The following is a 16,367-nucleotide window of genomic DNA, read 5'->3' as shown; positions in this document are numbered from 1 at the left end:
GATTTAGGTGTCCAAGTGATTGGGGGTTGCTGTGGGACACGTCCGGAACACATTCAACAACTAGCAGAAATTGCCAAAAACCTCACACCAAAGGTCAGACATCCTGAATTAGAACCAGCAGCCGCATCAATTTACAGTACTCAAAATTACACTCAAGACAATTCCTTTCTAATCGTTGGCGAAAGGTTGAACGCCAGTGGGTCGAAAAAATGCCGCGAATTGCTTAATGCGGAAGATTGGGATGGTTTGGTTTCAATGGCAAAGGCGCAAGTTAAGGAAGGCGCACACATCCTTGATGTCAACGTTGACTATGTCGGACGTGACGGGGTGCGCGATATGCACCAGTTGGTATCCCGATTGGTCAATAATGTAACATTGCCCTTGATGCTTGATTCCACTGAATGGGAAAAGATGGAAGCAGGGCTGAAAGTGGCAGGTGGAAAATGCCTGCTGAATTCCACCAACTATGAAGATGGAGAACCGCGTTTCTTAAAGGTATTGGAACTGGCGAAGAAATACGGTGCGGGTGTTGTTATTGGTACTATTGATGAGGAGGGGATGGCGCGAACAGCTTCTAAAAAGTTTGCGATCGCCCAACGTGCTTACCGTCAAGCTCTAGAATACGGTATTTCAGCACGCGAAATCTTTTTTGACCCCCTAGCTCTGCCGATATCTACGGGTATAGAAGAAGACAGAGCTAACGGCAAAGCGACTATCGAAGCTATCCGTCGCATCCGTCAAGAATTGCCGGGATGCCATGTGATTTTGGGTGTTTCTAATATCTCCTTCGGTTTGAATCCAGCAGCGCGGATGGTATTGAACTCCATGTTTTTACATGAAGCAATGGCAGCTGGAATGGATTGTGCGATCGTCAGTGCTAACAAGATTTTACCGATAGCAAAAATTGAAGAACGGCATCAACAAGTTTGTCGTCAATTAATTTACGATGAGCGCTCTTTTGAGGGAGATGTTTGCATCTACGACCCCCTAACAGAACTGACAACATTTTTTGAAGGAGTCACGACGAAGCGCGACAAAGGAGTTGATGAAAATTTACCCGTCGAAGAACGTCTCAAGCGTCATATTATTGACGGCGAACGTATCGGTTTGGAGCAAAACCTGGCAAAAGCTTTGGAACAGTATCCTCCTTTGGATATTATCAACACCATTTTGCTTGATGGCATGAAAGTGGTAGGCGATTTGTTTGCTTCCGGGCAAATGCAGTTACCCTTCGTATTACAATCAGCAGAAACCATGAAAGCAGCAGTAGCTTATCTTGAGCCTTTCATGGAAAAGTCAGAAGCTGGTAACAATGCTAAGGGCACCTTTATAATTGCCACCGTCAAAGGAGATGTTCACGACATTGGTAAAAACCTAGTAGACATTATTTTGTCCAATAACGGTTACAAGGTGATTAACCTGGGAATTAAGCAGCCCGTAGAGAACATCATTGAAGCATACGAAAAGCACAAAGCTGATTGTATTGCCATGAGTGGCTTGTTGGTGAAGTCCACTGCGTTTATGAAAGAGAACTTGGAGGTTTTCAACGAAAAAGGAATTACTGTCCCGGTTATTTTGGGTGGTGCAGCCCTAACTCCCAAGTTTGTCTATGAAGATTGCCAAAACACTTACAAAGGTCGGGTAATTTACGGCAAAGACGCATTTTCTGACTTGAATTTCATGGATAAATTAATGCCAGCAAAATTTTCAGGGCATTGGGATGATATTCAGGGATTTTTGAATGGATTTGCTGACAACCCTGAAGTGTCGGGAAATGGTCACAAAGTTTCAGCAGAGGAAGCAGTTCAAGAGAAAGCGTCGGCTGAAACACAAGAAGTAGATACAAGGCGTTCTGAAGCTGTGGCGGTGGATATTGAACGTCCTACACCGCCTTTCTGGGGAACGAAGATTCTTCAACCAGAAGATATTCCTTGGGAAGAAGTCTTCTGGTACTTGGATTTACAAGCTTTGATTGCAGGACAATGGCAGTTCCGCAAGCCCAAAGAGCAATCGAAGGAGGAGTACCAAGTTTTCTTGAATGAGAAGGTGTATCCGATTTTGCAGGAGTGGAAGCACCGGATCGTTGCAGAGAATTTACTGCATCCGCAGGTGGTTTATGGGTATTTTCCTTGTCAGGCTGAGGGGAATAGTTTGTGTATTTACGATCCAAACCGCAGCAGTGCAGAGGATGCTCGGGAGATAGCTAAGTTTGAGTTTCCCCGACAAAAGTCTTTGAGGAGACTATGTATTGCGGATTTCTTTGCACCGAAGGAATCGGGAACTATTGATGTTTTCCCAATGCAGGCGGTGACGGTTGGGCACGTTGCTACGGAGTTTGCTCAAAAGCTGTTTGCGGCTAATCAATACACGGATTATCTGTATTTCCACGGTTTAGCGGTGCAAGTGGCGGAAGCTCTGGCTGAATGGTCCCACGCCCGCATTCGTCATGAGTTGGGGTTTGGTGCTGAGGAACCGGATAATATTCGGGATATTCTGGCACAGCGCTATCGCGGTTCTCGGTATAGTTTTGGGTATCCTGCTTGTCCAAATATTCAGGATCAGTACAAGCAACTGGATCTGTTGGGATGCGATCGCATTAACCTATATATGGATGAAAGCGAACAGCTTTATCCGGAACAATCTACAACTGCGATTATTACCTATCACCCTGTAGCTAAGTACTTTAGCGCTTAGTAATTTATCCCCTTCTCCCCATTAAGGAGAGGGGGAATTTAATGAACCGCGAAGTCGCAAAGAACGTAAAGGAAGAAATACAAGGATTTGTCGAGTGGGATTAAATTGTATCCGGGTCAACGCCCATTTCTCTTAACCGTTCTGCCAATCGAGTTGCTCGTTGTCGTTCTTGCTCGCTTAATTCTTTTCCTGTCGGAATGACATTTCCCTTGACATCGCACCACCGCAGCCACAGCCCTGGCTGTTCTTCAAAGGTACCTGTCCATAGTGTTAAACCGCACCATAAATCCAAAAATTTTCCCGTGGCCATTTCACCTCAACAGTAGGCTTGACTCCAGAGGCAGTAATCACTTTTCCTGTGAGAGTTTTCAGTCCTACCCTCGTTTCATCCTGGCACAGGTAGCGAACATACTTGCCGGGTGCTAGATGTTGTTCTAGACAATTAAGAATAATTCCGAGTTTTTTTTAAAATCAGATATCAATTTTTCGTCTTGATTGTGGCTTTGAGGGCGAGGCACTTTTAGTTTTGCGCCTAATCGATATCGAACCCATGCATAAACCGTTGCATACTCTATGTCTTGTCCATGTTCAAGTTTCAACCACTCGACGATTGCACCGTAACTACTAAATCCTTTCCCTGTTTCGAGTTCTTGCTTGAGGGCTGCGAGTGCCTCATCGTTAATTTTTCGTTTTGCTCCTGCTGATTTGTTAATTTTTAACAAGCCAGACAGTCCGCTTGCTCTATACTTCTGCAACCATCTTGTCACTGTTGAAGTATCTCTGGCCAAGCGTTTTCCAATTTCTTGCTGTTGGTTGACTTGACCACTCTTGAGCCACCACAACATTTGTAACTTTTCTTTCTGGATTCCTGAAGATACTGTTTGTAGGCGTTTTTTTAGTTCCTCTTCGCTCTCGGCGATCTCACTTTGAAATGGGCGGCTCATGGGTATCTCAACTTACCAAGTTTGCTTTCCACTATTATATGCAGCTTCATATTAAATTGGTATTAGTAGTTAGTAGTTAGTTGTTAACTGTATTCTCTACTAACCACTAACCCTTTACCATTCTCCATCCGTCGGGTACAAGATTTAATTAAACTTGATAACTTTTTCTACCTCCGTCAGATGAGAAGTATCTCCCTTAAGCTCTAGCAGCCACTCCGGCTCTCGACGTACAACTTTTACCAAACAACATAGGGACGCTTTGACGGATGTTCTGGCTACTTCACCGACTAAACCTATTGCCGCTCCCAGTACAGATGCACCATGTCCTACTAAAAGAATATTTGCTGGTGAATATTCTCTGGTCAAACATCTAGCAGTTTGCCCGGAACGCTCCTGCATTTGTTCGTGGGTTTCAGGGTACTTCGCTGCTATGCGTGGAGTGTAGCTGATATCAATTCTTGGGAATAATTCTGCCAATGCAGGAGTTGACAGTCTTTTTGGTTCTTCCTTCATCCAAGCCTGATTGTGCCATTCGCTCAAGCCCGTTTCTAGTTTAATTGGCAAATCAAGCACTTCTGCTATTGCATTCGCGGTTTGTACCGTCCTTAAAAAGGGGGAAGCAAAAATATGGTCTATTTTTTCTCCCTTAAGACGGTTAGCTAGTTGCTGCGCTTGTATAAAACCATCTTCTGACAGTGGCGGGTCGTAGCGTCGTTCTGCAGTAAGGAACCAATCAGGGTTTACAAAATCGAGACGGTTAGCGTGTCTTGCAATCCAGACTATTTGACTCATGGGATAATTTTGATACATTGAACCCAGGGAGACCCTTGAGGCTGTACGAAACTAAGCCCGCTTGTGCGGTCTATCTATTTCATCATATGACATTTTTTAACATTTTTTAATATTTATGTAAATAGCTGAGATTGGGAAAATAGAAATGCGCTCATTGATGCTATTTGAAAGCTTTTTTACTTCAGTTTCTGGAATGCTGGTTTAAAATTCAAAAATCAGGTTGAAAAACTTGGCTTTATAACTATATAAAAGCTATCACGGGAGAGAAATTTATGAATTTAACCATCGAACCGCGTGTGTGTGTATCTCGGTCTGATGATTTTGCAATGACTCATTTTTATAGTCCCATCAAATTCAATTTGGGTTCTGAACTCTCAGAAGAATGGGATGAATTAGAAGAAAAAGAGGACGAACCTAAAGAAATAGGGCATATTCTAGCGACTCGATTTGACTACTCTTACGATGGCGATCGCTTGATTCATTTAGCCGATACCAGAGATGGTGACATTGTTTTTTTTGCAAATTTTTTCTTAATGGATAAGAATTTATTAGATGAGTATAATGTTTATCCTTCTTATCTTTTTTATATAGAAAAAGTTTTTATTCAACCTCAATATCGAGGATATGATTATGCTTTAAAAGCACTAGCTATGTTCTTAGAATTATTTGCTAAAGAGCAAGTAGTGGGATGTCATCCTTGTCCCTTGGATGATTTAAAAGATAAATATTCCGATAAACAAGGGAAAAACCTGATGAAAAGGTACTGGTCTAAGCTCGGCTTAACCAATTACAGCGAAAAGCATAATATTTTATGGACACCAGAGTGGTTTATGCCCACATGGTTAAAAAGTTTGATTTTTTCCTATGAGTAAAAACCAACTACTCCTTGGACGCTCTAAAATTACCAATTTCTATAGGCACTGCCCACCAGCAGCCACCGTGCAGCATAGACCTACTTATGTCTTTAGGTAATCTTTTGGCGGGAAGGGATACCAATTTAATATAAAACAGATCTCGCAGTAATTATTGAATGCGATCGCGTAAAGCTTGTAAAAAAGAGAAGTGAAAATTCCAGTTAAGCAACGGCAAAAACTACCTGCTGAAATTTCTCCGCGAGCAACAAAACCGCATCCTCTATCAAAGACCGTCGTGGTGTCCCGTTTTCTGACCTCAGTTTTTCAATCACCAACCCAGCTGCTTCCGAAATTCGCGGCGGTTGGTACTCTCTTCCTTGTCCCACATACCGCCACGGCGTTGGTTCTTTCTTCGGTTGAGCGTCTTTGTGCTGTTTGGTTGCGAGTTGAATATCTTTCTTGGAAACCTCTTGGTTGCAAGCTTTTTCCAGAATTGACTGAATCACCTCAGCTGGTGTGCGACCTACAGCTAATTTGTAAACTGCTTGCGGTGATAGGTTAAGAGCTATTTTATCGAGTTGCTCGGTTGTGAAACTTCCAAGTATGGGGGCGAGCTTTAATAACTGATGAGCAATTCCCGATATCCATCCCATGCAGGTACAAATGAACGCGTTGAAAGGGCTGGGTGGGCACTGCCCACCTTTCCTTTATTAAGAAGGTGCAGGATATCAGTACATAAAGAAATGTAAAAAAATAAAAATTTTCTCCTTGACAAATGACTAATGATAAATGACAATTCCCACTATTTAATTTATTTTGTAACAACCTATTTGTAAAATATAAAATTGATTTGATAATTCACCAAAATCTAAGAAAATAAAGACTGCAAACAGAAACATTGGTCGCAGCGAAATATTATGACTGTTAATCGTCGCCATTTCTTATTTTTACTTGGATCTGGTGCTGGTGTTTTAGCGTTAGATGCTAGTGGTTTTGCACAAAATCCGCCTGCAAGAAATCAGGCAAGTCCCAATGCAGCAGGGGCTATTCAACTACCCCCACTACCTTATGCATACAATGCGTTAGAACCTTACATTGATGCCAAAACGATGAAGTTTCATCACGATAAGCACCATGCAACTTATGTAAAAAATTTGAATGCGGCATTAAACAAACATCCAGAACTCAAGGGTAGAAGTCCTGAAGACCTGATTCGCAACCTCAACAGCGTACCAGAGGATATTCGGACAACAGTACGCAACAATGGTGGTGGTCACGTCAATCATGCCATGTTTTGGAGAATTATGAAGCCAAAAGGTGGCGGAGAACCAACAGGAGCGATCGCATCAGCTATCACAGAGAACTTTGGTAGTTTTGCAAGTTTCAAAAAGCAGTTTAACGAAGCTGGTGGTGGTCGTTTTGGAAGTGGTTGGGTTTGGCTTGTCCGTACTAAGGGTGGCAAACTTGCTGTGATGACAACACCCTATCAAGACAATCCCCTGAGTGAAGGAAACTATCCAATTATGGGTAATGATGTGTGGGAACACGCCTATTACCTCAAATATCAAAATCGCCGTGCTGAATATTTAAATGCTTGGTGGAACGTCTTAAACTGGGATGAAATTAACAAGCGCTTTGCAGCATCAAGTAAAAGATAGTAGGGAACTCCCGACACTCATTGCTCCTCATTCCTTCAGGGGAACTTAGCTTCCCCAGTTACTTTTTCAACTTTTTTCCCAGTAGTTTAGGAATTATTTCTTCTGGAATATTTTCTATAGGAAGGAGTTTACGGCTAAGGTTATAAGCAAATTTAATAGTTTCTCCAGCACCCAGGGCATCATAAAAACCAACAGCAACTTCAATGAGTGTCCAAACACTCTCCCTAATGAGCGAACAAAAAATTTTTTGACATTTGTATGACCTTTCTGGCAACGTTTATCAAAGAAGTCAAGACAAATTTGTAGAACTAAAGTGGATGTAGCTTCCTTAGTGACCGTTTCAATTATTTTGCTGCTTTTAGCCACTGGCGTTGCCTTGTTAACGCGATGGCTTCGTGTTCCTTACGTTACAGGGTTAGTGTTAGCAGGTTTGCCAATCACTGAGCTATTCTCTCGTCGTATTGGTTTAGATCCAACTCTTGTTTTGAATCTTTTTTTGCCGATTTTAATATTTGATGCTGGCATCAATACAGATATTAGCCGCCTACGAAGCACGTTTAAACCAATTGCCTTCCTAGCTGGTCCTGGGGCTGTGTTTTCCAGTGCTATTATTGCCGTTGTGTTGAAATTTGCGTTGGGACTGGCTTGGATACCGGCTCTATTTGTAGGAGTCATTCTGGCAAACACGGATACGGTTTCAATGATTGCCGTCTTTAAGACGATTCCAGTACCCTCAAGACTTTCCACCATTGTTGAAGGAGAAACCCTATTCAATGATGCCGCAGCTCTAGTTTCGTTCAACCTGATTGTGCAAATCTATTCCACAGGTTCGCTCACGTTACCACAGGGAATCCAACAGCTGCTATTTATCGCTCTAGGAGGCTGCGGAGTGGGGTTAGTCTTGGGTTACTTGAGTATACCTGTATTTACCCGTTTAGACGATCCCCTTAGCAGTCTCTTACTAACTGTGGCAGTTGCATTAGGAACTTTTCAGGTAGGTCAATTTCTAGGTGTATCAGGAGCTGTGGCTGTAGTTGTTGCCGGATTAATCTTTGGGAATTTTGCGCTTTCTCGCAATAATTCCGCTTCTAGCCGCATTACCTTATTAAGTTTTTGGGAATATGCTAGTTTTGGTGCCAACACCTTTATTTTTCTGCTTATTGGTATAGAAATTAACCCAGTAACGCTTTGGAGAGCTTTACCTGCAGTTTTACTCGCAGTTTTGGCGTATCAAGTCGGGCGAGTTCTTACAGTCTACCCACTGCTAGCAGGGATTCGTTGGTTCGATCGCCCAATTCCGCTACGCTGGCAACATTTACTATTTCTAGGAAACATCAAAGGTTCACTCTCAATGGCTCTGGCGTTAAGCTTACCCACTACATTGCCAGGGCGAGAAGGTCTCATTACTTTAGTCTTTGGCAGCGTGCTGGTGTCATTAGTGGGTCAGGGCTTAAGCTTGCCTTGGTTGGTAAAACGCTTAAATTTATCTAAATTTTCCTCCACTCAGCAGCAGGTTGAAGAATTGCAAGCCCAATTAATCACGTCTAAAGCAGCGCAGGATGAATTAGACAGTCTGTTGAAGTCAGGAGTGTTGCCAAAATCCGTCTATGAAGAGATGCGTTCAGCTTACCAAGTGAGAATTGCTGGGGCAGAAAAGGCACTACGAGAATTTTACAATCGCCGCCCTGACGAGTTTGAAACTAAAAGTGGTGAGCTTAGTAAACTAGATGCTATTCGCCGTCGTTTACTGCTAGCAGAAAAAGGAGCGCTCAACGAAGCAATACGTAAGCGAATTCTTTCGGAAGATATTGTACAAGGGCGGATACAAACTATTGATGAACAGTTGCTCCGACTTGATGATGATTAATAGTTGTTCAAGACCCTGGTTTCGGCAGTGAGCCTTTGTAGCTATTTTGACTTTTAATGACCTTACCAGGACTGGTAAAAGAAATTCCTTGCTGAAAGTCACGAGATGGCCCGTATTGGCCGGGTATTGGATCGAAATGAATACCGCCGTGGGGATTTGATTTTTTTCCGAACGAATGGACGCCGTACCATAAATCATGTGGGAATGATTACGGAAGTATCGTCCGATGAAATAAAATTTGTACATTCGTCAACACAGTTAGGCGTTGTTGTCTCCTCCACCAAAGAGCCTTACTATCAACGAACTTTTGCACAGGTGAATAGGGTTATCGAGTAAATCGTAACATCTAAACGCCGGAATATGAAAGCCATTCAATTTCCGCTGATTCGAGTTACCCTCGCCTTTATTATTGGACTTTTTCTCGGGAAACTTATTGTTGTTCCCCCAGTTCTATGGGCATGCGGTATACTTTTTTCAGCGCTTACCGTAGGAGTCATCCATTTTTACACACGAAAATTTATAGTGCCACCGAACGCGCTTGGAGGCCTGCTGTTATTGATCTTTGTCGGAATCGGCGGGATGCGAATCGCGATGGACAATCCGCAGCGAAATCCCAATCACTTTTCGCATTTTCTAAAAAAATCGCAGTCCTGCTCCCTTGTTGTTACGTTAGAATCCCAATTACGCACCTCTACAACACGAACGCGTTATGTGGCCGAGGTACACCAGTGGAACGGACAAAAAACGATGGGAAAAATTGTGGTGGGTTTTCCGAAAAATAAGCAACCCTATACCGTTGGGGAGTTATACGGTGTAACTGGAGTTTTCCTTCCTTTGCAACCCGCTGTTAATCCTGGGCAATTTGACTATAGTGCTTATTTAAAAAACAAACATTGGTATGGTCAACTCTTGGTCGCGCGTGCAAAATCGCTCGCACCTCCCCCAAAAAGCATCCCTGCTCTAGCCGATGGCATTCGACAAACGGTGCATCAACGGTTAAAAAAACACTTGAATGAATCGGATTTAGCGCTCGTTATGGCGCTGATTCTGGGGCAACAGCAAGATATGAATGCCGATTTAATTCAAGCCTATCAAAAAGCGGGTGCAGTACATATTTTATCAGTTTCTGGACTTCATGTGGGTTTTGTGCTGATTTTTATACAAACGCTGCTTAAACCCTTTCCCAACACCCGACGGTATCGACGTGTAAAAATTGTAATGGTCATCCTTGGACTTTGGTCCTTTGGATTTTTAGCTGGGTTGGCTCCCTCCGTATTGCGCTCGGTGGTGATGTTTTCGGGACTCGCTGTGGGAGCGTATCTGCGACGGAGCAGTAACAGTTACAACACCTTGTTTACCTCTTTATTTCTTATTTTACTTTGGGAACCCCATGCGCTATGGGATGTGGGACTGCAACTGAGTTATACGGCTGTTTTTTTTATCCTCTGGTTGCATCCTATTTTGCAAAATCTTTGGTCACCGCGCTCCAAAATAGGGCGGTATGTGCGCGACTTACTATCCGTTTCATTAGCAGCACAATTTGGTACATTGCCCCTGTCATTGTATTACTTTCATCAATTTCCCGGTCTTTTCTTCGTAACTAATTTACTTTTATTACCGGGAATGGGGGTATTGATGGGTTTGGGACTTTTAAGTGTTTTGATGGCGTATCTAAATTGGATTTGGTCGCCTGTATTAAAATTAATGCAGTGGGCATTGGACCTTATGAATGGGATCATCCGCCTCATTGCAGCACAAGAAGAAATGGTCTGGAGTGGCATTCCGATGAATCTGACGGCTATGCTCCTTTTGTATGGTATAATCGTGATGGGCGTTTTTGCGTTGGAACGGCGGAACTTCTATAGTTACAGGAATTTCTTTGGGAGTATACTGGTTTTTCAATTGGCGATTTTCGGCATTCGGCATTACCATTGGCAAGAAGAGGCATGGATTCTTTTCCATCAACGAAAAGCTACTTTAATTGCGCATCAACAGTACGATCAATATCGGTTTTTATGTAAAAATAACACCGCGCTTATGACCCTTGAAGCGTTTGCTTTATCCCGATGGTTGGCACCCGCTACACGACAAGACATGCGGCAACATCGATTTTGGCTAAACGGAAAGAAAATAGCACTAGTTGATGAAACAGGGCGTTTCCCAAAAGTTCGTCCTCATATTTTGATTGTGACCAATAATCCGCGGTGTGGTCCTGAATCGTGGTTACGACGCCATCGCCCGGATTGGGTTGTGCTTGACGGAAGCAACGGCTATCAATTGCGAAAATCGTGGAGAGAATGTTGTTATCAACTAAAAATCCCTTTTCATGATACTTCAGAAAAGGGATCGTTTAGCGTATTTTAGGCTTTCTTTTTGTCTTTTTTGGGTTTCGGATCGGGCACATAGCGCGTTAACATTTCATTGGCTCCCGCTAACCATTTTTCGGGACCACCAGCTACGTAACCGGTTTGACCCAACTGTTCAAAATTGGTTTTGCCATTGACTTCGGTGGGCTTTACCAAATAAACTGAGGGATACCCACGCACTTGAAAGACTTGTTGCAATTGCATATTTTGTTGACGCAATGCGTCGGTTTGCGGGGTACGTCGGGGGAAATCGAGTTCAACCAAGATTACTTTTTCCTTGGCCCATTGGATAAATTCTGGCTTTTTAAAAACTTCCGTTTGCAAACGGATACACCAACCGCACCAATCGCTTCCGGTGAAAAATAAGAACAAGGGTTTTTGTTCACTGCGGGAAAGTTCGATAGCCTTGTTGATATCGGTGTGCCATGTTAATCCTTCTTGCGCTTGAAGGGATTGAAGTCCTGTGAGCAACAAAAAAGCAAGTATAATTTTTTTCATAACAAAAGTAATTTACGTTCGAAAGTTACAAATTATTTCACATCCTGCATCAATTTTCGGACCAAAGGCGAAATAACGATAAGTACAACGCCGGCAATCAGTGCGTAGAGGGCCAGTTGTTGGTAGCCGTCGGCATAGGTGTTGAGTTTCTGAAGATTGGTTGAATTTTTGGAGGCTTCGGCGATACCTGCGCCAAGTAAGCCAGTTACCCAGGAAAAACTTCCCGCCAGTCAAATTGGTCTGGAAATTGAAATAGCGCCGGAAAAGACCAAGGCAACTTACGAACAGGTTATTAAAAACTTAGGCAGTACTGCAAATATTCCTGGGTTTCGCAAAGGCAAAGTACCCAGGCAAATATTGCTACAGCGCCTGGGCGTCACTCGAATTAAGGCAGCGGCGCTAGAAGAACTGATTCAGGACGGTATTGAAGAGGCGGTAAAACAAGCAGATGTACAGGCTATCGGTCAGCCAAAGTTACGCTCTTCTTTTGAAGACTTAATAAGCAATTATGAACCAGGAAAACCCCTGACATTTTCGGCGGCGGTGGATGTACAACCAGAAGTACAGGTGAGTCAGTACACCGACTTGGAAATTAAAGCAGAGGAAGTGAAGTACGATCCAGAACGGGTCAATCAAGTCCTGGAAAGCGAAAGGCAACAAATGGCAACGTTGATTCCTGTAGAAGGGCGAACAGCGCAGCTAGGTGATATTGCTGTGGTGGATTTTAAGGGTGTAATCGCAAAAGGGGAAGGTGAAGACGCAACCACAGAACCCGAACCAATACCGGGCGGAGAAGCAACGGATTTTCAGGTGGAACTGCAGGAAGATAAATTCATTCCTGGCTTCGTAACGGGAATTGTGGGAATGAATCCCGGAGAAACTAAGGAAATATCAGCACAGTTTCCAGACCCTTACGCAAATGAAGATTTGGCAGGAAAACCCGCAATTTTCACCGTAACACTTAAAGAATTGAAGGAAAAAGAACTACCAGAGTTAAATGATGACTTTGCACAAGAAGTCAGCGACTTTGAAACTTTGGCAGAACTACGGAGTTCTTTAGAAGAGCGGTTCCAAAAAGAAGCCGACCAGAAAACAAAATCAAATAAGCAGGAAGCTTTTTTGGTTGAACTGCTCAAGTACGTGGAAGTTGATTTGCCAGAAACGATGATTCAACAGGAAGTGGATGCAATGCTGACTCAAACAGCTATGCGCCTTTCTCAGCAGGGAATTGATATCAAGCAGTTGTTTACTCAAGATGTGATTCCTCAATTGCGGGAACGTTCTCGCCCTGAGGCGGTCGATCGCATTAAGCGCTCTTTAGCTTTACAGGAAATCGGGAAACGGGAGTCAATTCAGACCTCAGCAGAAGAGGTAGCGGCGAAAATCAAAGAATTGCAAGAACAATACTCGGATCGTGATGTAGACCCAGAAAGACTCAAGGAAGTCGTGGAAAACGAGCAGTTGACTGAAGCAATTCTGGATTGGTTGTTGGAACGCTCAACAGTAGAACTCGTGCCTGAAGGTTCTTTGAGTGCTGAAACAGCAATAGAAGAAGGTGATACTGTGGAACTCGCTGAAACAACCGCAGTGGCTGAAGTAGAATCAACAGAACCAGCTTCAGAGCAAACGGTGGAAGTCAAAGCAGAATCAGTGGTAGAAACTGATACAGCACAATAAACAGTAACCGGTAAGCAGTGACCGAGGCAGGAATTTAGCCCACCGGTCACTGATTTAAGTTTTGTTTTGATACTGTTTCACACGAGAGCAATTTATATGAGGCATAATGGTTAACACATAGTTATATTGCGAATTCAGTTCTAGATTCGCAAGTGGCGAACGCTGCTTGAATGACTGTTACACTTGTTATCAAACGTTCTTTTATGCTTGTATCGCAGTCGGGAAACTACCAAATTAACAGTTCGAGTAAGTTAAACCTTTACTCCCTCGGTGGACCTAGCAACATCGTCCCGATGGTGGTAGAACAATCCGGAATGGGAGAACGGGCTTTCGATATCTACTCTCGTCTGTTGCGCGATCGGATTATCTTTCTGGGAACGCCCATCGACGATGTGGTCGCCAACGCTGTAATGGCGCAGTTGTTGTTTTTAGATGCTGAAGACCCCGAGAAAGACATTCAACTGTACATTAATTCTCCTGGTGGCTCAGTCACCTCAGGGATGGCGATTTATGATACCATCCAACAAATTCGTCCAGATGTAGTGACGATATGTTTTGGATTAGCCGCCAGTATGGGGGCATTTTTGTTAGCAGCAGGAACTCCTGGTAAGCGGATGTCTCTCCCTGACTCCCGAATTATGATTCACCAACCCTTGGGTGGCGCACAAGGACAGGCAGTAGACATCGAAATACAAGCCAGAGAAATTCTTTATCATAAATCTAAGTTGAATCAGTTACTGGCTCAGCATACTGGTCAACCATTAGAAAGAATAGAAGCCGATACTGAACGCGACTTTTTTATGTCGGCAGAGGAGGCAAAAAATTATGGCTTGATCGATCAAGTCATATTACGACAAAATCTCCCCACCGCAGGGGAAAACGTCCCCGTTCTGAAATAAGAGGCTGGTATGTCTAAGTACGACTCCCATTTAAAGTGTTCATTTTGTGGCAAGTCTCAGGAGCAGGTTCGCAAGCTAATCGCCGGACCGGGAGTCTACATTTGCGATGAATGCGTTGACTTGTGTAATGAAATCCTGGATGAAGAGTTACTAGACACGAATGGGGCAGCGTCGTCTCAACCAGCACCCAGGTCAGAACCACCTCAGAAACGCTCCCGCCGCTCCTCTAATCTCTCGTTCAATCAAATTCCAAAACCGCGAGAGATTAAAAAGTACCTAGATGAACACGTAATTGGTCAAGATGAAGCCAAAAAAGTGCTTTCAGTCGCAGTGTACAATCACTACAAGCGGTTGTCCATAGTCCAATCTAAAGGCAGTGGCAAGGCATTGGACGATTCAGTCGAACTGCAAAAGTCTAACATATTGCTCATTGGCCCCACAGGTTGCGGAAAAACTCTCCTAGCTCAAACTCTAGCCAAAATTCTCGACGTACCCTTTGCTGTCGCTGATGCTACCACCCTAACAGAAGCAGGGATTTATCGACAGCTTCGGGCGGCCATTTTGGATGGGCGTTTGCCTGCAGGCGAGCAACTACTACCAACTCGCGAACTGGCGTCTCAATTGGGTGTTTCGAGAAATACGGTGATGCAGGCTTATGATTTGCTCATGAGTGATGGATTGCTTGAGGGACACGTTGGTGCAGGTACTTTCGTTGCTGATATTGTTTCAAGCGATCGCTCCCTTCACAATCTCAGACAATCGGCTATTGAGATCAAACCTTTTTGGCGACAGTTAACAGGTGCTGAATTGTTACCTCCACCACCAGCCAATTTGATGTATAACTTTTCGCTAAGTCTTCCCGATAAACCGAGATTTCCCTTTGAAGAGTGGCGGCGCATATCAGCTTTTTGTTCGCGTCGTTTGGCCGAAGCACCTGTAGGATATGGCCCGCCAGAAGGTCTGAGAGAATTACGCTCAGCGATCGTCAAATACGTGTCCTTCAGCCGTGCAGTCAGGTGTCATCTGGACAACGTAATTGTGACTAATGGCGCACAGCAAGCATTTGATTTAATTGCGCGAGTTCTGATTGAACCACAAACAGTGGTAGCAGTGGAAGATCCGGGCTATCTTCCTGTACGTCTTCTTTTCGAGTCCTATGGCGCACAAGTGGTTGGAGTCCCAGTGGATGCACAAGGACTGCAAGTGGAGTGTCTTCCCAAAAATGCAAAGCTGATATATGTGACTCCCTCGCACCAGTTTCCTTTAGGGATGCCAATGTCATTACCACGTCGGATCGCACTCCTGGAATGGGCAACACAGCATGGGGCGGCTATTATTGAGGATGATTACGATAGCGAGTTTCGTTTTGCCGGACGACCATTGGAATCGTTGCAGAATTTAGACCGTACTGGAAGAGTCCTCTATGTAGGGACATTCTCGAAAGTGATGTTTCCAGAGCTCCGTTTGGGATTTATTGTCGCTCCAGATTTGATACAACAGGCGTTGGTTGTGGCAAAACAACTGAGCGATCTGCATAGTCCTTTGTTAGCGCAAGCAACACTGGCAAAGTTTATTCTTGATGGTTATTTAGCAAAGCATATTCGTAAGTTACATAAGATTTATGACCGGCGTCGGCAATGTTTAATTGCGGGTCTGAAGAAATCTTTTTCGGATTGGTTACAACCTATTCCCGCTGAAGCAGGTCTGCATATTGCTACTTTTTTAACTTCTGATATGAAAAGCAGTGCTGTTATTGATGAAGCAGCAGAGCAGGGGATATTTCTTTTTTCTCTTGAGCATTTTTATGCGTCATCCACGGTTAAATCGGGTTTGATTTTTGGATATGGTACTATTGAGGTTGAGCAAATTGATGCAGGTTTGGATGTATTGAGAAAAGTTTTTTCAAAAAAAGAAAAAATATAATGAACCTTACTAGGCGCAGAGGACGCTCTCGAAAGAAGAGAGAAGAGTGCGTTCGGAGCGGTTCATACATCACAGTTCACCCCAAAATCCACACTCTTGCGGAGAGTGTCTTCTGGTAACGAATCTCTCACGTTTTCTTTTTCTATGTCGTACCAATAAACACGAGATAGACCAGCTTCAGCGCAGATTGCTTCT

The 16,367-nt window shown here is 43.7% G+C and carries 15 protein-coding genes and 1 pseudogene; 10 read left to right on the top strand and 6 right to left on the bottom strand.

Annotation, left to right across the window (positions count from 1 at the left end):
• A partial coding sequence (metH, locus tag ACYRY3_RS02960) for a methionine synthase (protein WP_460200283.1) occupies positions 1-2,694 on the top strand: 2,694 nt, incomplete at its 5' end.
• A gap of 100 nt (positions 2,695-2,794) precedes the next feature.
• Here metH and ACYRY3_RS02955 read toward each other — a convergent pair.
• From ACYRY3_RS02955 to ACYRY3_RS02945, 3 genes are all read right to left on the bottom strand, one after another.
• Positions 2,795-3,004, bottom strand: a complete 210-nt coding sequence (locus tag ACYRY3_RS02955) for a hypothetical protein (protein ID WP_460200282.1) — start codon at positions 3,002-3,004, stop codon at positions 2,795-2,797.
• Between the two features lie 124 nt (positions 3,005-3,128).
• Positions 3,129-3,638: a helix-turn-helix domain-containing protein gene (locus ACYRY3_RS02950; RefSeq protein WP_460200281.1), complete on the bottom strand. Its 510-nt coding sequence runs from the start codon at positions 3,636-3,638 to the stop codon at positions 3,129-3,131.
• A 144-nt stretch (positions 3,639-3,782) separates the two neighbouring features.
• Positions 3,783-4,430: a histidine phosphatase family protein gene (locus ACYRY3_RS02945; RefSeq protein WP_460200279.1), complete on the bottom strand. Its 648-nt coding sequence runs from the start codon at positions 4,428-4,430 to the stop codon at positions 3,783-3,785.
• 272 nt (positions 4,431-4,702) lie between these two features.
• On the opposite strand from ACYRY3_RS02945, the gene ACYRY3_RS02940 reads away from it, so the two are divergent.
• Entirely contained in the window at positions 4,703-5,302 is a 600-nt protein-coding gene (locus ACYRY3_RS02940; RefSeq protein ID WP_460200278.1) for a hypothetical protein, read from the top strand.
• Between the two features lie 203 nt (positions 5,303-5,505).
• On the opposite strand, the gene ACYRY3_RS02935 is transcribed toward ACYRY3_RS02940, so the two are convergent.
• Positions 5,506-5,937 (bottom strand): hypothetical protein, encoded by a 432-nt coding sequence (locus tag ACYRY3_RS02935; protein WP_460200277.1) that lies wholly within the window; start codon positions 5,935-5,937, stop codon positions 5,506-5,508.
• 264 nt (positions 5,938-6,201) lie between these two features.
• Here ACYRY3_RS02935 and ACYRY3_RS02930 point away from each other — a divergent pair, with 264 nt between their 5' ends.
• Positions 6,202-6,942: a superoxide dismutase gene (locus ACYRY3_RS02930; RefSeq protein ID WP_460200276.1), complete on the top strand. Its 741-nt coding sequence runs from the start codon at positions 6,202-6,204 to the stop codon at positions 6,940-6,942.
• Positions 6,943-7,000: 58 nt separating this feature from the next.
• Here ACYRY3_RS02930 and ACYRY3_RS02925 read toward each other — a convergent pair whose 3' ends face one another.
• Positions 7,001-7,216 carry a hypothetical protein gene (locus ACYRY3_RS02925; RefSeq protein WP_460200275.1) on the bottom strand — a complete coding sequence of 72 codons (216 nt, stop codon included), beginning with the start codon at positions 7,214-7,216 and terminating at the stop codon, positions 7,001-7,003.
• Positions 7,217-7,255: 39 nt separating this feature from the next.
• Between ACYRY3_RS02925 and ACYRY3_RS02920 the strand changes: the two genes are divergently transcribed.
• From ACYRY3_RS02920 to ACYRY3_RS02910, 3 genes are all read left to right on the top strand, one after another.
• The gene (locus tag ACYRY3_RS02920; protein WP_460200274.1) at positions 7,256-8,809 is read left to right on the top strand and encodes a cation:proton antiporter; all 1,554 of its coding nucleotides are present in this window, start codon (positions 7,256-7,258) and stop codon (positions 8,807-8,809) included.
• A 105-nt stretch (positions 8,810-8,914) separates the two neighbouring features.
• Positions 8,915-9,145 (top strand): C40 family peptidase, encoded by a 231-nt coding sequence (locus tag ACYRY3_RS02915; RefSeq protein WP_460200273.1) that lies wholly within the window; start codon positions 8,915-8,917, stop codon positions 9,143-9,145.
• Between the two features lie 24 nt (positions 9,146-9,169).
• Entirely contained in the window at positions 9,170-11,173 is a 2,004-nt protein-coding gene (locus tag ACYRY3_RS02910; protein WP_460200272.1) for a ComEC/Rec2 family competence protein, read from the top strand.
• Here ACYRY3_RS02910 and ACYRY3_RS02905 read toward each other — a convergent pair.
• Positions 11,170-11,673 carry a thioredoxin family protein gene (locus ACYRY3_RS02905; RefSeq protein ID WP_073361582.1) on the bottom strand — a complete coding sequence of 168 codons (504 nt, stop codon included), beginning with the start codon at positions 11,671-11,673 and terminating at the stop codon, positions 11,170-11,172. The genes ACYRY3_RS02910 and ACYRY3_RS02905 overlap by 4 nt on opposite strands.
• A 156-nt stretch (positions 11,674-11,829) precedes the next feature.
• On the opposite strand from ACYRY3_RS02905, the gene tig reads away from it, so the two are divergent.
• The 4 genes and pseudogenes from tig (at position 11,830) to pdxR (ending at position 16,172) form a co-directional block, all read left to right on the top strand.
• Complete coding sequence (gene tig / locus ACYRY3_RS02900) at positions 11,830-13,350, top strand: trigger factor (protein WP_460200271.1); 1,521 nt, start codon at positions 11,830-11,832, stop codon at positions 13,348-13,350.
• Positions 13,351-13,553: 203 nt separating this feature from the next.
• Positions 13,554-14,249, top strand: a complete 696-nt coding sequence (gene clpP / locus ACYRY3_RS02895; RefSeq protein ID WP_460200287.1) for an ATP-dependent Clp endopeptidase proteolytic subunit ClpP — start codon at positions 13,554-13,556, stop codon at positions 14,247-14,249.
• A gap of 9 nt (positions 14,250-14,258) precedes the next feature.
• Positions 14,259-14,783, top strand: a pseudogene (locus tag ACYRY3_RS02890) (ClpX C4-type zinc finger protein); the annotation flags it as partial.
• Positions 14,784-16,172 carry a MocR-like pyridoxine biosynthesis transcription factor PdxR gene (gene pdxR / locus ACYRY3_RS02885; protein ID WP_460200285.1) on the top strand — a complete coding sequence of 463 codons (1,389 nt, stop codon included), beginning with the start codon at positions 14,784-14,786 and terminating at the stop codon, positions 16,170-16,172.
• Positions 16,173-16,367 lie beyond the last annotated feature (195 nt).

It is taken from the genome of Scytonema sp. NUACC21 (assembly GCF_054684315.1).
The sequence above is the reverse complement of the archived record's forward strand: the minus strand, read 5'-3'. Positions and strand labels throughout refer to the sequence as shown.